14 protein-coding genes are annotated in these 17,434 nt (G+C 58.3%); 4 read left to right on the top strand and 10 right to left on the bottom strand.

Going from position 1 to position 17,434, the window contains the following annotated elements; translation table 11 throughout:
• Window position 1: 1 nt before the first annotated feature.
• Genes GSQ94_RS04790 through GSQ94_RS04755 form a run of 8 tightly spaced genes read right to left on the bottom strand, consistent with a single transcriptional unit; the run spans window position 2 to window position 9,866 of the window.
• Entirely contained in the window at window positions 2-898 is an 897-nt protein-coding gene (locus tag GSQ94_RS04790; protein ID WP_158942171.1) for an SCO family protein, read from the bottom strand.
• A gap of 40 nt (window positions 899-938) precedes the next feature.
• Window positions 939-1,631 (bottom strand): hypothetical protein, encoded by a 693-nt coding sequence (locus GSQ94_RS04785; protein WP_158942170.1) that lies wholly within the window; start codon window positions 1,629-1,631, stop codon window positions 939-941.
• Window positions 1,621-2,964 (bottom strand): hypothetical protein, encoded by a 1,344-nt coding sequence (locus GSQ94_RS04780; protein WP_158942169.1) that lies wholly within the window; start codon window positions 2,962-2,964, stop codon window positions 1,621-1,623. Before GSQ94_RS04780 ends, GSQ94_RS04785 begins: the two co-directional genes overlap by 11 nt.
• A gap of 33 nt (window positions 2,965-2,997) precedes the next feature.
• Window positions 2,998-3,780: a cytochrome c gene (locus GSQ94_RS04775; RefSeq protein ID WP_254063655.1), complete on the bottom strand. Its 783-nt coding sequence runs from the start codon at window positions 3,778-3,780 to the stop codon at window positions 2,998-3,000.
• A gap of 7 nt (window positions 3,781-3,787) precedes the next feature.
• A complete protein-coding gene (locus GSQ94_RS04770; protein WP_158942168.1) occupies window positions 3,788-4,330 on the bottom strand; it encodes a DUF3341 domain-containing protein in 543 nt (180 codons plus the stop codon).
• Window positions 4,330-5,772, bottom strand: a complete 1,443-nt coding sequence (gene nrfD, locus GSQ94_RS04765) for an NrfD/PsrC family molybdoenzyme membrane anchor subunit (protein WP_158942167.1) — start codon at window positions 5,770-5,772, stop codon at window positions 4,330-4,332. The genes GSQ94_RS04770 and nrfD overlap by 1 nt, the downstream gene beginning before the upstream one ends.
• Window positions 5,773-9,000 carry a TAT-variant-translocated molybdopterin oxidoreductase gene (locus GSQ94_RS04760; protein WP_158942166.1) on the bottom strand — a complete coding sequence of 1,076 codons (3,228 nt, stop codon included), beginning with the start codon at window positions 8,998-9,000 and terminating at the stop codon, window positions 5,773-5,775.
• Entirely contained in the window at window positions 8,997-9,866 is an 870-nt protein-coding gene (locus tag GSQ94_RS04755) for a cytochrome c3 family protein (RefSeq protein WP_158942165.1), read from the bottom strand. Before GSQ94_RS04755 ends, GSQ94_RS04760 begins: the two co-directional genes overlap by 4 nt.
• A 414-nt stretch (window positions 9,867-10,280) precedes the next feature.
• Here GSQ94_RS04755 and GSQ94_RS04750 point away from each other — a divergent pair, with 414 nt between their 5' ends.
• The 3 genes from GSQ94_RS04750 to GSQ94_RS04740 are packed head-to-tail and all read left to right on the top strand — an operon-like array spanning window position 10,281 to window position 14,922.
• Window positions 10,281-11,003, top strand: a complete 723-nt coding sequence (locus tag GSQ94_RS04750) for a DNA-3-methyladenine glycosylase (protein ID WP_158942164.1) — start codon at window positions 10,281-10,283, stop codon at window positions 11,001-11,003.
• The gene (locus GSQ94_RS04745; protein ID WP_216843012.1) at window positions 11,003-12,259 is read left to right on the top strand and encodes a hypothetical protein; all 1,257 of its coding nucleotides are present in this window, start codon (window positions 11,003-11,005) and stop codon (window positions 12,257-12,259) included. The genes GSQ94_RS04750 and GSQ94_RS04745 overlap by 1 nt, the downstream gene beginning before the upstream one ends.
• Before the next feature lie 20 nt (window positions 12,260-12,279).
• Window positions 12,280-14,922, top strand: coding sequence for a DUF3536 domain-containing protein (locus GSQ94_RS04740; RefSeq protein WP_158942163.1), 2,643 nt, complete (start codon window positions 12,280-12,282; stop codon window positions 14,920-14,922).
• Between the two features lie 2 nt (window positions 14,923-14,924).
• On the opposite strand, the gene GSQ94_RS04735 is transcribed toward GSQ94_RS04740, so the two are convergent.
• The gene (locus GSQ94_RS04735) at window positions 14,925-16,010 is read right to left on the bottom strand and encodes a M23 family metallopeptidase (protein ID WP_158942162.1); all 1,086 of its coding nucleotides are present in this window, start codon (window positions 16,008-16,010) and stop codon (window positions 14,925-14,927) included.
• A 300-nt stretch (window positions 16,011-16,310) separates the two neighbouring features.
• Here GSQ94_RS04735 and GSQ94_RS04730 point away from each other — a divergent pair, with 300 nt between their 5' ends.
• Window positions 16,311-17,006: an MBL fold metallo-hydrolase gene (locus GSQ94_RS04730; RefSeq protein ID WP_158942161.1), complete on the top strand. Its 696-nt coding sequence runs from the start codon at window positions 16,311-16,313 to the stop codon at window positions 17,004-17,006.
• A gap of 96 nt (window positions 17,007-17,102) precedes the next feature.
• Here the strand turns inward: GSQ94_RS04730 and GSQ94_RS04725 are convergent, their stop codons facing one another.
• Entirely contained in the window at window positions 17,103-17,318 is a 216-nt protein-coding gene (locus GSQ94_RS04725) for a hypothetical protein (RefSeq protein ID WP_158942160.1), read from the bottom strand.
• Between the last annotated feature and the right edge of the window lie 116 nt (window positions 17,319-17,434).

Raw genomic sequence — 17,434 nt, 5'->3', positions numbered from 1 at the left:
TTTATCCGTTCTCTTTCTTAGTCAGGTCGTGTTTGCGCGCCGAGTTGACATCTCTTCGAAACATCAAAAACATAAATCCGCCCAATCCCGCTACTGTCACCATTCCGCCGAATTGCACAACGCGAGCAATCCTCAGTGACTGTTTGTTCGTCTGCGGATCGTAGTGGTAGCAGTAGGTCAAAATGTTCGCGACCGGGGAGCCAATCTTGTTGCCCGAGGCATCGATCAACCCCAGCAGTACATCCTTCGGCGAATACTCCACTCCAAGGTAGTACTGAGCCAGCTTGCCGTCTGTCGTCACGATCTCGATCGAGCTCGCGTGGGCGAACTGCGTGAGCTTTCCATCAGGTCCGGGAACTTTCACATAGCCAAAGCCGACTGCATTCGTTACCGCATCAATCGCCGGCCGCTGACCCGTAAGGAAGTGCCAGCCGGATGCTGTCTCTGGCCGTCCGTACCGCTTCACGTAGAAAGCTTTCTTCGCAGCCGCAAGCTCCGGCGTCTCACTCGGATCGATACTGACAATCACCACATCGAAGTCTTTGCCCGGTGTCAGCTTGACCATCTCCAGGGCCCCGGTGAGGCCATCCAACTCCTCAGAGCACAGCATCGGACAGTTGTAATAGACCATCGACAGAATAGCCGGATGCTTGCCAAAGTAATCTCCCAGCTTAACCGTCTTGCCGGTATCGTCCACAAAAGTGGCGTCAAGAGGAAGCTGCTGATTCAAATGCTGTGAAACGCCAACCTTCTGTAACACCTGTGGCAACTGGTCGCCGGAGTTATCGCCACTCTGCTTGTCGCCATAGCTTGAGACTTGGGCAAACAGGGGAACGCTCAGCAGCACGCAAAGAATCACCGTCTGCCATCCACTCCGTATTGTCCGCCCGTGTCTCATACCGTCTCTTCTCTATGCTAAATCTGCTGGAACAAACTTGTTACTTCACAGGCGCAAGCTCTGCCTGATTTGCAGCCTCGGCTTTGCCGTAGCTCATCTTCTGCTGCCGTGCTTCGATAACATCAAGCTCGTATCCCGTCCGGGCAAATCCTGAAGTCAAAGGAGCCAAAACCACCGGCTTCTCGTCTCCAGCCATCTCCACCGTGGTTGTCGCCGACTGGTTGTTGACCGGCAGACCACGCTGCGCAACCAGCTCCATCGCACGCGAGATCGGAATCCGAATCGACCCGTTCTCCGCAGGCGTCACACTGTAGTTGTCGAGCAGCAGATCTTCCCGGGCGTGGAGATCCGCCGTCGCCTGGTTACCATCGTCGATATCCAGACGTGGCTCCGGAAAGGTCGACGTCATCTGTTGAAACTCCTTCTGCTGCATCTCAGGGTTGCTCGCAAGATCCTGCCGCTTGCCGTTGGTCGTCTCCGCACCGGCAAACGCTGAGAGCTTGTTCCACTTTGTCGTCGGCCCGTCTGACTTCTCAATAGCCGAGTTGATAACCTTACCCATCACAAAGCAAAAGACAAAGAAGACGAGGACAAATCCGAACAGGCCAGCCAGAAACACCGCCACACCACCGGCGTTGACGTCCGTCGTCTCGTAGCCAGGTGACTCCGCATCGCGCGTGTGTACGTCGTGCGGTCCCGGCGTTTGGTGCATCTCGTGATCGTTAGTGGGCATGTTCGGGCTCCAGCATCTCTTCCACGTGAGGATCGTTCACGTTGATCAAAGGACGTGCTTGCAACTGAGTGATGTAGTAGGCCGCCCACAGGGATATCACCGCTGCAGGGACCGTAATGTAGGCAAGAATTCCTACGTTGCCAGAGAGATGTAGGTTGCCGGCGGCGTCCGCAAAGTTCGGCTCGATCAGCCAGAACATATCCAGGCAGCGAGCAAAAATCATGAAGCACGTCAGCCAGATCATCTTCTGCTTGTTCCGCTTCAGGTCACGCGACAGCAATAGGCAGAAGGGAATCAGCCAATGGCAGATAAAGTCTGCCGAGCAGACATACCACCATCCCCCATGAATTCGGTTCAAATACCACGGAATCTCGTCCGGAACGTTACCTGACCAGATGATCAGGAACTCGGCGAAGCAGAGATAGATGTTGAGCATCACGAACGCGAATGCCAGCTTGCCCAGATCGTGCTGTTCGGTCGCTCGCAGCATCGTCTTCATCGGCTCGTATCGCGACAGCAGGATCACCGTCAGAATGCTCAGCGCCAACACCGCGTATCCCTGGCCAACCAGGAACTGCAGTCCCCAGATCGACGAGTACCACGTAATGTCGAGCGACTTGATCCAAACGATCGCGCCATCGGTAAGAAGGATGACGTAGATCAGAATTCCAATACCGCTCAGGTTCTCAAACTTCACCCGCCAACGGTCGAAGCTGGGCTCTGTTCCCCGCGCAGGATCCGCATCCCGCTGCAACGACCACTTGTTGAGAAGGAAGGCAAACGTGCAGAGAACCGCAAAGATAAAAGCCGTCTGGAAGATTGCCGCGCCGGGGTTCAGCATCGTCCGCTTGTCGTTCAAAGTCATTGCCTGTTCCAGCGTCACGGCATGATTCGAGAGGGCCTGGGCCACCGCCGTCGCAGTAGGAAAGGCCGCCCACTGGTAAAGGTGCTTCCAGAGAAAGATGATCGGCACGAACATCAGCCCAACCAGCCAAAGCGTACGCGACATCGCCTCTAGAGGACGGCGAAGCAGCAGTCCCCACTTACCGCCACTGACATACTGCAGCATCAATAACACCAGCCCACCGCCAGCGAAGCTGAAGCAGATCATGTATCCCATTAGGTAGGCGCGGAGAAGATGATTCTTTCCCTCGTGGCTGAAGGTGAAGAAGACCGACAGAATCGTGGCGATCGCAAAGACGATCAGCGCGCGCATCCGCCAGGCGGAGAGGATCTCCGGCGCAGCCAACGACGCAGGCAGAGTCCGCGGCCCATGGTGGGAGTGGTCGTGTTGCCCGCCTGCTTCTCCGTTATGTTCGTGTCCAAATGACATGCGTTTCAAACCTTCGTTCGGAAGCTTCCGAGGTTACTGCTTCGGTACGGTTTGTCCGGCAGATGCAGCCGGAGGTATTGCATTGGTTCGAGAAGGTGTGGCAGTCGTCGGTGCGGCTGCTCCGGATCCTGCAGTCGGAAGAACATACAATCCGTTATCAGGCGTACCGGTCACTGCCGTCGGTGGCAACGTCCATTCATCGGCAAAGGAGGCAGGCAGGCCCTCCCGCTCGGCGATGCTTGACAGCGGCTCAACGTGTGAACCAGAAGCGACATCCGCCTGCGTTGCTTTCTGGCTCAGCTGCAACGCCTTGATGTAAGCGACAATCGCCCAACGGTCCACTGGCACAACCTGCGCAGAGTAATCAGGCATGGAGCCGTAGCCATTCGAAATCACATGAAAGAAGTGTCCCAGTGGCGCAGCTTCGAGCCGGGCGGAATGAAAGCTGCCTGCCTTCGAGTATCCGCGCTGCACGATCATTCCGATCCCGTTTCCTACGCGCGAGTGGCATGGCGTGCAGTAGACGTTGTAACGCTCCTGCCCACGCGCCAGCACCTGCATCGTCACCGGGAAGGGCATACCGTCGCCCTCTTTTCCATTCACCAGACCCGTATAGAAGTAGGTATCTTCATGTAACTGATTCCGCGCCACCGTATTCTCGACCTGCGGGCGCACCGAACGGCCATCCGCATAAAAATCTGTCCCGCGCTGCGGAAAGAACTTCGGCTGGTTATGCATATCCTGGCGGCAGCCCGTCACAACCAGCAGAGACAACGCTGCGGTGGCGAGGCCCAGACGCCGGGATGTCAATCTCACTTGCGTATTAATGATCCACCTCCACCACGGAGACCGCAGGGAACTGCTCAAGGAACGTCCGCGTCTCGCCTAGCGAGAACTTCGGATCTACCGCCTCGAGGCACAAAAAGAACTTGTCAGTCGTCGCGCCGTTACGAAAGTTAGGCGCGTTGAAGACCGGATGATAAAGCTGTGGCAAGCCATTGAGCGCAATCATGCCAAGAGCCGCCGAGAAGCCCGCAAAGAGAATCGTCCACTCGTACGCCGGAATGATGAACGCAGGCCAAGAGAACAGCGGACGGCCCGCGATGTTCAGCGGATAAGCCCACACGTTGATCCAGGTCTCCATCAGAAACGCAGTCGTCACTCCCATCAGACCACCGATCAGGCAGACCATCGGCACACGGGTCTTGTGGAAGTGCAGCGCCTCCGCAGCCTCTTCCACCGGATAAGGCGTGTAGCACTCCATACGACGATAGCCCGCATGGTGCGCCGCTTCCGTCGCTTGCACTAGCTCACCAGGCGTATTGAACTCGGCCAGCAATCCGTAAACTCCTTCACGCGGCGGCATTAGACTGTCTCCTTACTAACCGTCTCAGCATCGGCTCCGCCGCGTGTGACCTTGGTCTGCGGCAACATCATTCGAATCTCAGACATCGGAATCATCGGCAGGAAGCGTACGAACAGGAAGAACAGGAACGTAAACAGACCCATCGTTCCCACGTAGATCATGTAGTCCCATTTTGTCGCCCGGTACGTGCCCCAACTGGAAGGCAAGTAGTCGCGATAGAGACTCGTTACGACGATGACGAATCGCTCGAACCACATACCCGTATTCACGATCAGCGAGAGGATAAACAGGTACGTCACATTGACCCGGAGCTTTCGCGACCACAGCGAAGTCAGCGGAATAGCGATGTTGGTCAGGATCAGGATCCAGTACGCCCAGCCCATCGGCCCGAACATACGGTTCCACATCATGAAGAACTCCCAGTGGCTGGCCGAGTACCACGCCATGAAGACCTCCATGCCGTAGCCATACGCCACAATCGAGCCCGTTGCCAGCATCACCTTGGCCATGTTGTCCAGGTGCCGCAGCGTGACCAGATCCTCCATGTGATAGAACTTCCGGATCGGAATCGCCAACGTCAGCACCATGGCAAACCCCGAGTACACGGCGCCAGCCACAAAGTAAGGCGGGAAGATCGTCGTATGCCAGCCCGCCAGCGCCGCCACCGCAAAGTCAAAGCTGATGACCGTATGCACCGACAGCACGAGAGGAGTCGAAAGTCCGGCCAGCAGCAGGGAAGCCGACTCATAACGAATCCAGTGACGGGTCGAACCACGCCAGCCCAGCGAAAGCATTCCGTAAAAGTACTTCGCGGCTGGCATCGTCGCGCGATCACGCAGCGTCCCGAAGTCGGGAATCATGCCGATGTACCAGAAGATGATCGAGATCGAAGCGTAGGTCGATACCGCGAACACGTCCCAGGCCAGCGGACTGCGGAACTGCGGCCACACGTTCATCGTGTTCGGGTAAGGGAACAGCCAATACGCCAGCCATGGACGGCCAACGTGAATCAGTGGGAACGTTCCGGCGCAGACCACGGCAAAGATGGTCATCGCCTCGGCAAACCGGTTGATCGAGTTTCGCCAGGTCTGCTTGAACAGCAGCAGAATCGCCGAGATCAACGTGCCCGCATGGCCGATACCGATCCACCACACAAAGTTGATGATGGCGAATCCCCAAGCTCCCGGAATCGTCACACCCCAGATTCCGACGCCCTTCAGAAACAACCAGGTACAGCCGATCACCACGCCCAGCGCCACGCCGCCGCCCACCATCAGACCAAAGAACCAGCCCAGCGGAGTGTTCGACGTAAGCACAATGCCCGCGATCTTCTGCGTCACCGACTTGAAGTTATGGCCCGGCGCGATAACCGCATACTCGCCAGTACGCGGGTCGATCATGGGATCGACGATCGGGTCTTGCATGGGTCCTTTGGTCGCCATTTATGCCAGCTCCGGATGCGGGTTGATGACTCCGGCCGTGTAGGTTGTGCGCGGACGGAAAGCCAGATCCGCGAGTACCTGGTAATCGCGCTCCTCAGCCTTGGCCTTTGCCACCCTGCTTGCCTTGTCGTTGATATTGCCGAAGGTGATGGCGCTGGTCGGGCAGGCCTGCTGGCATGCCGTCACAATCTCGCCATCGCGAATCTCTCGATTTTCCTTATCAGCCGTGATCTTGGCCGCTTCGATCCTCTGCACGCAGTAGCTGCACTTCTCCATCACGCCGCGCGAGCGAACTGTTACGTCAGGATTACGCATGAACTTCAGGCTCTCGGTGTCATAGTCCGAGTACAGCAGGAAGTTGAACCGGCGAACTTTGTACGGGCAGTTATTCGAGCAGTAGCGGGTTCCCACGCAACGGTTGTAGACCATCGTGTTGATGCCTTCAGGCGTGTGCACCGTCGCACCCACCGGGCAGACCTGCTCACAACCCGCGTTCTCGCAGTGCTGGCAGGCCATCGGCTGGAAGTGCGCCTTCGGAGCATGCAGATCGCCCTCAAAATAGGTATCGATCCGCAGCCATTGCATATTGCGTCCGACCTTCACCTGTTCGCGGCCAACCACGGGAACATTGTTCTCCGCATAGCAGCTCACGATGCAGGCATTGCACCCGATGCAGCTATTAAGGTCAATCGCCATACCCCACGCATTCTGAATCTTCAGCGTCGAGGGGTCCTGCTTCTCATAGTTCCATGCATTCGGGAAGAACGAGTTCTCCTTGGGAACGGTCTCGCCCTGCGGGGAGTAGCCAACCTTATCGATCAGCGTCCCGCTCGCCCCATCCTCATGGGCAAACTTCGGATTCTTCTTCACCTCATCCAACGTCGCATAACGGATGATCGACCGCTCCATCGCTTCATGGCCAGCAAGAGAGTACACACCCTCTTTATCAGAGAGCGGCTTTTCGAGGTCGTGCTGGGCAAAACTGCCGCGATGTTCGATGTTATGCACCTTCGTGATGCAAAGGTCATAGGTTCCCGGTACCTTTACCGCCGTCGCACCGGAGACGAAGAGCGCTCCATCGGAGTTCCGAATCTGGTAAGCATCGAAGCCGACGCCTTGTCCTACGCGGCCCGCTTGAACACCGCGGCCAAAGCCAAGGTGAACAGTGATCACGCCATCCGGATGTCCCGGAATCATCAACGCCGGTGCAATTACCTCGCGACCGTTGACCGTAATCTTCACCGGGTCCGACTCATCCAGCTTCAGATCGGCCAGGGTGTTGATGCTCATGATCGCCGCATTATCCCAGCTCAGGTTCGTCACCTGCTTGGGCAGCTCCTGCATCCAGCCGACGTTGGCGAAGCGGCCATCGTAGATCGAAGGATCAGGCCGGAACGAGATCTCCAGGCCATTCGAAGCAGGTGCAGAAGGAAAGGAAGCGATAGCGCTCTTGCCTGCACCGCCGCCCTTCGCCGTAAACGCGGTTCCTTCTACCCAGCCGTCGTGCAGAGCCTTGCGCCATCCAGTGGCGAAATCGCCCTTGATATAAGTCTTCGCGTTCGCCACCACAACGTCATAGGCGGACTGCTGTGGATCGGCCAGCAACGCCTGCAGCATGTCATGCGAGGACCTGCCCCCATACATCGGATCGATCATCGGCTGAATAATGGAGATCGTTCCGTCATACGCGCGCGCATCCGACCAGCTCTCTAGGTAGTGGCTCTTGTTGATGTGCCAGTTCGAGATCACGCCCGTCTCATCTACATGCGAGGCAAGCTGCACCGTCACCGGAACCTTCGCAAACGCATCTTGAAACTCGAGATCGGCAGGAGCGGAGTAGATCGGGTTCACCCCGAGCATCACCAGCCACTGCACCTTGCCGGCGTTGATGTCGGCGACCAGCGACTTCATCTCGGCGACCTGCTCGCTCGGCATCGGGTTTACCGTCTCGGTATAGATCACCGTCTTGCCGACCGCACCCAGGGACGAGTTCAGCGCATACGCTGCCGCGTGGACTGCCGGCGAAGCCTGCTCGCCAGGAATCACCACGCACTTGCCGCCGCTGTTCTTCAGGTCGCTGCTCAGAGCCGCGAAGAACTTCTGCTGTTCGCTGCTGGCACCCTGCGGCGCAGCACCATTCGCCAGCGCAACGGCGAAGGTCGCAATCTCGCTCGGCTTCAAACCCAGCCGATGCTCCGCCTTAAATCCGGTCACAGTCGGCATCGTCTCGACGACATACAGCCGGTTCATCGTCTTGCCTTCTTCGTAACGGTGACGCTCGGCATAGCCGGCAGCCAGAGGAAGGAATCCAGGATGACCGATCCCACCGAGGAAATCGGCATCGAGCGATAGGATGACGTCCGCCTCTTCGATCTTGTACTGCGCATCGGTATAGCTGCCGAACGCCGCCTTCGAAGCTGCGCGCGAAGAGTCCTGGTTCACCGGCTCCCACTGCACCAGCTTCGCCTGCGGATACGCCGCCTGCACCTGCTTCCACTGCGTGGCCAGCGTTGGCGAAGTAATCGTCTCGCTTAAGAAATAGATGCCCTGTCCGCCTGAGGTCTTCTTCGCCGCACTCGCGAACGCCTGCTGAAACTCACCCCAAGAAGAAACCTCCCCGCGGTGCAGCACATGCTGCGAGCGGTCAGGATCGTACAGATCCAACAGGGTAGCCTGTGTAAACGTGTCCGACTTGCCCTTCGACATCGGATGCTCAGGATTGCCGTCAACCTTGATCGGCCGGAACGAATCCGACTTCACCAGGACAGGAATCGCACCGGTCGGAAAAGGGTACGCGGTAGCAAAGTACATCGGCTTGCCGAGAACCAGGTCCTCAGGCTGCTTGATATAGGGAAAGATTGGCTCGTCAGGCTGCTTCGTACAACCGGCTAATCCAGCCAGGGCGAAGGAAGCACCCATCACCTTCAGGAAGCCGCGGCGGCTCACCGCATCGACCCACTCGCCCGCTCCAGCCTGGCGCGGAAACTCTTCCTTCATCAAGTCATGGAACGCCGGCGTCTCCGCCAGCTCATCCAGATTCTTCCAGAAGCGTCGTCCCGTCTTACCGTCCAACTTGGCATGAACCTCAGCCAGCGTCATCTTCGCCGGGGAAATCTGGGTGACCACTACGGGTTGTGCTGCCGGTGTTTTCATCTCAGCCATCGTGTCTTCGGTTCCATTCCCAATCGCTTTGAATCCAGTCGTCGTCGATCCAGTCGTCTTCATCATCGGTGGCACGTCTCGCAACTCGATAGCTGCTCCGGATTGCGGATGTGGTACTGAGTAGTCAGATACTTGCCCAGATCCATCTGGTTCGTAAACTTCTGGTAGCTCGCAGGCATCGTGATCCCCAGCGGCGGAACATCGCTCGACGTAGGCCCGTTCGCCTCTGCGTTCATCTGCAACATCGCCACCTCAGGCGACTTGCCCGAAGGACTCGTCGTCGTGCAGCTCACATTCTGCGCCGTCGGGCCGGTTCCAGCCGCGCCAGTCCCTGTGGTCGTACACCACACTGGCTTGTCGTTCGACGGTCCGGCCCATGCCATGTTGTAGATCTCGCTCGTCGGCCTCAGATTTACCGCGGGGTTGCGATGGCAGTTCAAACACCACTCCATCTGCAGCGTGTTCTGCTGATACATCAACGGCATCTCGTCCACGCGCCCATGGCAGCTCGCGCATCCGATGCCCTTGTTCACATGGATCTCGTGATTGAAATAGACGTAGTCCGGAAGGTCATGCACCCGGATCCACTGAATCGACGCACCCGTCGCCCAGCTCTGTCGCACCGGCTCCAGCAGCTCCGCGTTGGTCCAGATCTGCGCATGGCAGTTAATGCAGGTCTTGGTCGGAGGAATCCCGGCATACGCGGCCTTCTCCACCTGCGTATGGCAGTACTGGCACTGCAGGCCAAGTCCCTCGACGTGATGCTTGTGGCTGAACGGTATCGGCTGGTCTGGCCGCTGGCCCTGCCGCGTCACCCACGGCGATCGCTGTAGCTGGTCCAGGGTCACGCCGAGCGCGATAACGATTACGCCCGTCAAGACAAGGCTGAATCGAGCCAGCGCGTTCGAACTGCGGTCAAAAACTTGCGCCATGAGTGCGTTCCTGCTTCCTCTGCATTACCTGAGCTAAGGGTTGAGAAGTTGCTGTCAATGGTTGTGCTGCTGTCTAAAGATTGAGCCGAACACTCTCTTGCCCGGCAGTTGCTGCATCTCCAACTACAGATGCCACGAAAATTCTTCTCTACGAAACTCCGAGTATAGCAGTGGAAAAGCTCGACTCAACTTGTCCTCGCCGACTCGCAACTGTTTTTTTATATGCAACATCCGATTATCGAATCGCTTCTTCGAGGCCATGCACAACATCTCGTGCATGCTTGTTCATCGGCTGAAAAGGAACACTACATCTACCCTGCCGCAAACGTATCGAACTTGTAAATGCAAACCAACTTAGTCCGAGTTCCCGCGTGAGGCAAGACATTCCTCGTCGCTCTGCGATACCGTCTCACTATGCCGCGTCCGTTACGTAGCCCACGTTCTCCCCGCTATGACGCCCATCAAGCCTGCATCGACCTGTCCGTCGCTGACCCTAAACTAGGCAGGCTCATCGAGCGCGTTGGTCCCTTCACCCTTCGTGTCGCAAGCGCCCAGTCCCCCTTTGAAGCCCTCGTCGAAAGCATCATCTATCAACAACTCCACGGAAAAGCTGCAGCCGCCATCCACCGCCGCCTGCTCGAAAGCTTCTATCCCGTTACCTCCAACTCTGGTCCAGCCGAGCACTTCGCCGCCCAGCACCTGCTCGACTGCCCCAACGAGCAGCTCCGCGCCGCTGGTCTCTCCCACAACAAGTCCCTCGCCCTCCGCGACCTCGCCGCCAAAACCCTCGATGGCACCGTCCCCACCCTCGCCCGCATCCGTCGCATGCCCGACGAAGCCATCATCGAACACCTCGTCCAGGTCCGTGGCATCGGTCGCTGGACCGTCGAGATGCTCCTCATCTTCCGCCTCGGCCGCCCCAACGTCCTCCCGGTGGACGACTACGGCGTCCGCAAAGGCTTCGCCCTCACCTTCGGCAAACTCAAGCCCGCCGACAAAGTCACCCCGGCCGACCTTCCCAAACCCGACGTCATGCGTCGTCGCGCAAAGTGTTGGCAGCCTTGGTGCTCTGTTGCCAGCTGGTACCTCTGGCGCGCCGCCGACCTGGCCACGAAAAAAGCAGACACTCCCAAGTGATGACATCGAGCAGCCACTTCAACCGTACTGGTCAGCCCGTCCAGCGAGCTCTCCTAACAATCGGCATCTGCGCAGCCTGGACACTCACCTCCGCAGCCCCGATCTGGAAGTATCTCTCTCACACCAAAGCAGTCGCCGCCATAGCATTTGGTCTTATCGCCATCCTCATCGGATTGACCATCCTCCACAAAATCAATCGCAAACATCACCAAATCAGCCTTGGCTGGTTTCTCCTTCTCTTTCTACTTCTCACAGCAGCCTTCGCGGTCCTCTATCCGATCTCACTCAAGCAAGTCCTCAGCCACCGCTCCGACCGCGAAGACGCTCTCCGCGTCGAACTCGAATCACTCCGCCATCATCAGGATCCCTATACCACCCCCACCTTCCTGGGAAATCCCCCCACCCCGCTCCCCGGAGCGATGCTGCTGGCCGTGCCCTTCTACGCCATCGGACACATCGCCTGGCAGAACTTCCTCTGGCTCGCCCTGTTCTTCGCCTTTACCCTGCGCTTCTTCCGTTACCGCGCAACCGCTCTCCTGTTCTTGACCCTCTTTCTCCTCTTCACCCCGGCACATCTCAGTGACTTCACATCAGGCGGCGACTACCTTACCAACTTCTTCTACATCGCAATTGCCGTCACCCTCCTTTACGATTCCCTTCGCCATTCGTTCTATGCCTGCGTTCCCGCCGCACTCTTTCTCGGCATCACCCTCTCTTCCCGCATCATCTATGCGATTGTCATCATCCCTTTGCTGGCTCTCCTCCTGCAGCGCACCACGCGCTCTCGCGCCGCTCTCCTGCTGATCTTTGTCCTCATCACTGCCAGCGCAGTCACTCTACCGGTCTTCACACCTCATCCTGCAACCAACCTCCTGCATCAACTCCAGCAAAACTCTCCCAAGCTGCGATATATCCCATCCGCGCTTCATCCCCAAAAAACTCTTCCTCTACTCTCCGCCCTCGTGGCATGCACCGCATTCTTCCTCCGCATGGATCTCCCGCGCTTCTTCCTCGTCTTCAGCGCAGCGGCCTTTGTCCTGCTTGCGCCATTCGTCGTCACCTTTGCCCTTCACGCGGACTATCTGCGATACGCCTTCTTCTATCTCTCCGCCTCCACTCTGTCCTTCTCGCTGTGGGCTCTCTCCCGTTATGAGACGATCTCCTCCTCTCCAGAGGCCAACCCCTTCTTTCGCCTCAAATCTGAGAAACTAAACGAGGAACTTCACAGCGAAAAGCTTGCATCTCATCAATCATGAATAGAAATCTCGAGCGACATATGACCCGGCAGAAAATCCAGTCCAAACAAACGCCCAGGAAAAAATCCTCGATCGAAGTATCGGCTGCTACCGAAGCCCCCCGTTTCGTCTGCGTGCACGGCCACTTCTACCAGCCGCCCAGAGAGAACCCCTGGCTTGAGACCGTCGAAGTCCAGGACTCCGCCGCGCCCTACCACGACTGGAACGACCGCATCACCGCCGAGTGTTACGCCCCCAACGGAGCCTCCCGCATCACCAATAAGCAGGACGAGATCATCCGCATCATGAATAACTACGCCCGGATGAGCTTCAACTTCGGTCCTACCCTCCTCAGTTGGCTGCAGGACAAGGCCCCTCGTACCTACCGCATGATCGTCGACGCCGACAAGGTAAGCGCCCAACGTTACAGCGGCCACGGATCCGCCGTCGCACAGGTCTACAACCACCTCATCATGCCTCTTGCCAACCGCCGCGACGCCATTACGCAGATCCGCTGGGGCATCGCCGACTTCGAGCACCGCTTCGGACGCAAGCCCGAAGGCATGTGGCTCGCCGAAACCGCCGTCAACTGCAGCGTACTCGACCTCATGGCGCAGGAGGGCATCAAGTTCACCATCCTGGCCCCCGTCCAGTGCGCGCGCGTTCGCCGTCTCGTGATCCCGGCCAGCACAGCCTCAAAGCCCGACCTCGACCCCGTAGCTCTCGCAGCAGCCGGGGCTCCCACAGACACCTGGACCCAGACGCCCAGCGCTAACGTCGACCCCACCCATCCCTACCTGGTCAACCTCGACGAAGGTCGCAGCATCGCTGTTTTCTTCTACGATGGCCCCGGCTCTCGCGCTATCGCCTTCGAAGGCCTCCTCAACAGCGGGGAAAACTTTGGCAGCCGTCTCCTCGGCGGCTTTCATCCCAACTCTCCCGGCGACCCAGAGCCCGCGCAGCTCTCTCACGTCGCCACCGACGGCGAAAGCTACGGCCACCACCACAAGCACGGAGAGATGGCGCTCTCCTATGCCATGCATTGGATCGAAGAGGGCGGCAAGGCCAAGCTCACGAACTACGGTGAGTTCCTCGATAAATTCCCGCCCAAATGGGAGGCAGAAGTAGCCGAAGACACCTCCTGGTCCTGCGCCCATGGCATCGAACGCTGGCGCTCCAACTGCGGCTGCAACGGCGGCAAAGCCGGATGGAATCAGGAGTGGCGCGCCCCACTGCGCGAATCCCTCGACTACCTCCGCGACGCCACCGCACCGCTCGCTGAGGAGCTCTCGAAGTCTCTCTTCAAAGATCTCTGGGCCGCACGCGACGCCTACATTCAGGTCGTCCTCGACCGTTCACCCGCCTCCATCATCCAGTTCTTCGCCGACCACGCCGCCAGTGAACTCACCGAAAAAGAACGAGTCGCCGCACTCGAACTCATGGAGCTCGAACGCCATGCCCAGCTCATGTACACCAGCTGCGGCTGGTTCTTCGATGAGATCTCCGGCATCGAAACCGTTCAGATCATCGCCTACGCAGGACGAGTCCTTCAGCTCTCCGCTAAACTCTTCGGACAGCCCGGCGCAGCACTCGAACCCGAGTTCCTCACCCGCCTCGCCCGCGCCAAGAGCAACGTCCCCGAGATGGGCGACGGTGCCGAAGTCTACCGCCGCTACGTCACCGGCATGAAGATCGGCCTCGAGCAGGTAGGCGCCCACTACGCCATCTCCTCCATCTTCCGCTCCTACCCCGAGCACGGTGAGCTCTTCTGCTTCGACGTCCACCGCGAAAGCCAGGAGGTCTTCAACTCCGGTCGTGGCCGCGTCGCCCTTGGCCGCGCCCTCATCTACTCCCGCATCACCGAGGAGACCGAAGAGCTCTGCTTCGCCGTACTTCACCTCGGCGACCAGAACCTCTCTGCCGCCGTCAAAGCCTACAACTCCACCAACCCCGCCGAGGTCGAAGCCTTCGCTACCTTCTCCACCGACATCAGCACCGCTATCCGCCGCGCCAACCTCCCCGAGGTCATCCGCCTCATCGATCGCTTCTTCGGCCACGGACTCGACAACGGCCAATCTCAAACCGCCTACTCTCTCACCTCGCTCTTCGCCGACGAGCAGCACCGCATCCTCAGCACGATACTCAACCAGACCCTCTCCGAGATGGAGGAGTCCCTCCGCAAGATCTACGAAGACCACGCCTCGCTCATGCACTTCCTCACCGAATCAGGCATGACCGCACCGCCTGCCCTCGCCACCGCCGCTCGCTTCGCTATCAACGCCAGCCTGCGCAACGCCATCGAGTCCGACGCCTTCGATCCCTCCGAGATTGAATCCCTTCTCGCCCGCGCCGAAGCCGATCAGATTCCACTCGACACGCCTCTCCTCAGTTACACCACCGGCCAACGCATGAAGCGAGCCATGATCCGCCTCGAAGCCGCGGCCGCCGGGGACGGCACAGCCACAGACGCCCTTCCCACCGCCCTCGAGATCGCTACCGCCACCCACAAGATGCCCTTCGAGGTAAACATCTGGCAGGCCCAGAACATCTGGAACGATCTCCTCCGCCGCAGCGACACCAACTACTGGACCGACGAGTGGAAAGAGGGCTTCAAAAAACTAGGCGAGACCATGAACATCAAAGTCGACCAGCTAGTCATCGAAGAAGGCGTCAGCATCTTCTAACCCTACCAGGGAGTCAACGAGATAATCAGTTGATCGAGCGGCAGTGAATCCTCGACCACGTGAGGAGGAGAGAACGCTTTGACTGCAAGCGGCGTTCCCTTCTCCTCTGCTTCATCAAACGCCTCCGTACCTGGTGTCGCACCCGTAACTTTGAAGGCATCGATCTGATAGGGCAGCCCGTTAGAAGCGAGCGACAACTCCGAACTCATTACATGAAAGTGCAGATGCGGCGCGACCGAGTTGCCTGAATTACCCACCAGCCCAATCACCTGGCCAGCCTTAACTTTATCGCCGCGATGAAGATGGATGCTCGACGACTGCATGTGCGCGTAACAGGCAAAGTGATGCCCCCCAAGATCCTCAATGATCGCGTTCCCATCGGCCTCTTCAATCGAAATATTCGTGGGATACTTTCCAGGCGTCTGTTCGGGTAAGCCTGTGACAGCAACGGCTACAACACCATCTGCAACCGCATAGACAGGCTTCCCGAAGATCGTATAGCTCTCAAGTTTTTCTCGTGGGCCTGCATAAATTCGATTGTCTACATCCAGCTGCTCCCAATCGACAGCGTAACGTTGCGCCACATACACACGTCCGTTGATAGGCATTGCAGCCCGCATGTGTCGCGTGGAGTCGCAACACGAATCGGCTGACACATACCGGTCGCCACGGAGAGGCGCGCTGATCCGCACAACCGGCTGAAGGTCCGGCGTCGTTGCGCCGCCGCTCTCGACGATCTCCTGTCGTCCCGGAGGCGCAGCGCTGTAGTGCGCCTTAACGCGGTGCAAAAGCTGTTTAGGAATCGGAGTGCCGTTTGGGAGAATGACGTTCAAAAAAAGTATCGACTGAGTACCCCGGGTAAGCACTGCGGAAGATTCGCGCAGACCAGCAGGCTGAAGACGATGAGAGACAGCTGTTGCGTCCAGTCTCTGCACAACCGCCCCGTCACCGATTACGTCGATATCTTGTATATCCGCTTCGCCGCTTGAGATATTCGCCAGCCATACCTCATAGACCAGGTGCACAAGACCATCCGACCCCTTGAAAGGCACTGGCGCATCATGAACCGTAAGCAGCAGCGGTGTCATCTCCTGCGATACCTGACAACGTCCGAACCTACTGCAGTCCACTGCCGTGATCAAGAACAAAACACACACAAAGAAAGTTCTGGACGCACTCTGCATCGTTCTCCTCATAAGCTCGGTTCTTTGAGATCAATCTCGCCCAGAACTCAAGTCGCAGTTTGACGAGAAGGTCTGCAACAAGAAAGAAGAAGGAAGTATTCCACTCACGACAGCGGCCTTAGGAAGGTGTGGGGGAAATACTATGTCACCATAGCTGATCTATCAAATCGTGTCTTCAGCGATACCCCCTGCATCAAATCCACCATGAAGACGACCCCGGTCTCCGCAAACGCCTATCAACTCACCCGCCTCGGCCTCGTCAACTGCTACCTCGTCCGCGAGAACGACGGCTTTACCCTCATCGACGCCAACCTCTCCAACTCCGCGGACGACATCCTCGCCGCAGCCAAAACCCTCGCCGCGCCCATCCGCCGCATCCTCCTCACCCATGCCCACGTCGACCACATCGGCTCCGTCGATGCCCTTCTCGCAGAGCTTGACCCCACGCAGGTCGAGTTCGCCTCGAACGCCCGCACCCTCCCGCTCCTGCAAAAACCACCCGACAAGTCCCTCCAGCCCGGCGAATCCAACGAAGAAATTAGAGGGGGCCTTCCCGGCATCGACGCCCGCCCCACGCGCCTGCTCATCGAAGGTGAACTCTACGGCTCCCTCCTCGTCATCGAAACTCCGGGCCACATCCCCGGCCATCTCGCCTTCCTCGACGAGCGCGACGGCACCCTTTATGCTGGCGATGCCCTCGCCAGCGTAGGCCACCTCACTGTCAGCGGCTATCCCCCGTGGTTCTTTCCAAACGTCGGCACCTGGAGCAAATCCACCGCCGTAGCCACCGCCAATAAGCTGCTATCCTTCCCCGTCGAGCGCTTCGCCTGTGGACACGGCGCAGTCAACTCAGGAGGCATACCTGCCCTGCGCACCGCTATCGCCAAAGCCAGATCCTGAGCGACCGTCGCCATGTAACTCATGACTGCCAGTACTTCGCCGCAACCAGATAACGCTATTGACATTGCTCAACCCACTCTCAAGCACAGCCCACTTTCAGGCGGCCCGACGGTGCCGCACCCACTCCGAAGCGATACGTCCCGTCTCATCGCTCGCGCTTAAGACTTGAAATCGGGACAAGACACAATTCGTCGTCTCTTGCAGACGGGTGTTGGGTCGATGCATGCGCCGCGTCGCCTTCGCTAACAGCTTCACCAGCCGATAGCGGTTCGATTCATAGGTAAGCGCGTTGAAGACCAACTCAGAACGCATAACTTCCTCCGGATCCAAACCTTGCTTGGACCAACTCATTCATCGACCCAATGCTCAGAGTGTGGAGGATCTGATGTTTTTCTCAAGGCCTCGCCATGCAAAGACGCCCTATCTAC

The sequence above is a fragment of the Granulicella sp. S190 genome (genome assembly GCF_009766095.1).
Classification (GTDB): Bacteria; Acidobacteriota; Terriglobia; order Terriglobales; family Acidobacteriaceae; genus Edaphobacter.
Note: the sequence above shows the minus strand (reverse complement) of the source record. Positions and strands in the feature narration are given on the sequence as shown.

Excerpts from the sequence above, each read along its gene's own strand:
- GSQ94_RS04770 (WP_158942168.1), bottom strand. The coding sequence starts at position 4,330 with ATGCCGCCGCGTGAAGGAGTTTACGGATTGCTGGCCGAGTTCAATACG.
- GSQ94_RS04780 (WP_158942169.1), bottom strand. The coding sequence starts at position 2,964 with ATGTCATTTGGACACGAACATAACGGAGAAGCAGGCGGGCAACACGAC.
- GSQ94_RS04740 (WP_158942163.1), top strand. The coding sequence starts at position 12,280 with ATGACCCGGCAGAAAATCCAGTCCAAACAAACGCCCAGGAAAAAATCC.
- GSQ94_RS04790 (WP_158942171.1), bottom strand. The coding sequence starts at position 898 with ATGAGACACGGGCGGACAATACGGAGTGGATGGCAGACGGTGATTCTT.
- GSQ94_RS04735 (WP_158942162.1), bottom strand. The coding sequence starts at position 16,010 with ATGACACCGCTGCTGCTTACGGTTCATGATGCGCCAGTGCCTTTCAAG.
- GSQ94_RS04760 (WP_158942166.1), bottom strand. The coding sequence starts at position 9,000 with ATGATGAAGACGACTGGATCGACGACGACTGGATTCAAAGCGATTGGG.
- GSQ94_RS04785 (WP_158942170.1), bottom strand. The coding sequence starts at position 1,631 with ATGCCCACTAACGATCACGAGATGCACCAAACGCCGGGACCGCACGAC.
- GSQ94_RS04750 (WP_158942164.1), top strand. The coding sequence starts at position 10,281 with ATGCCGCGTCCGTTACGTAGCCCACGTTCTCCCCGCTATGACGCCCAT.
- nrfD (WP_158942167.1), bottom strand. The coding sequence starts at position 5,772 with ATGGCGACCAAAGGACCCATGCAAGACCCGATCGTCGATCCCATGATC.
- GSQ94_RS04745 (WP_216843012.1), top strand. The coding sequence starts at position 11,003 with ATGACATCGAGCAGCCACTTCAACCGTACTGGTCAGCCCGTCCAGCGA.
- GSQ94_RS04730 (WP_158942161.1), top strand. The coding sequence starts at position 16,311 with ATGAAGACGACCCCGGTCTCCGCAAACGCCTATCAACTCACCCGCCTC.
- GSQ94_RS04755 (WP_158942165.1), bottom strand. The coding sequence starts at position 9,866 with ATGGCGCAAGTTTTTGACCGCAGTTCGAACGCGCTGGCTCGATTCAGC.
- GSQ94_RS04725 (WP_158942160.1), bottom strand. The coding sequence starts at position 17,318 with ATGCGTTCTGAGTTGGTCTTCAACGCGCTTACCTATGAATCGAACCGC.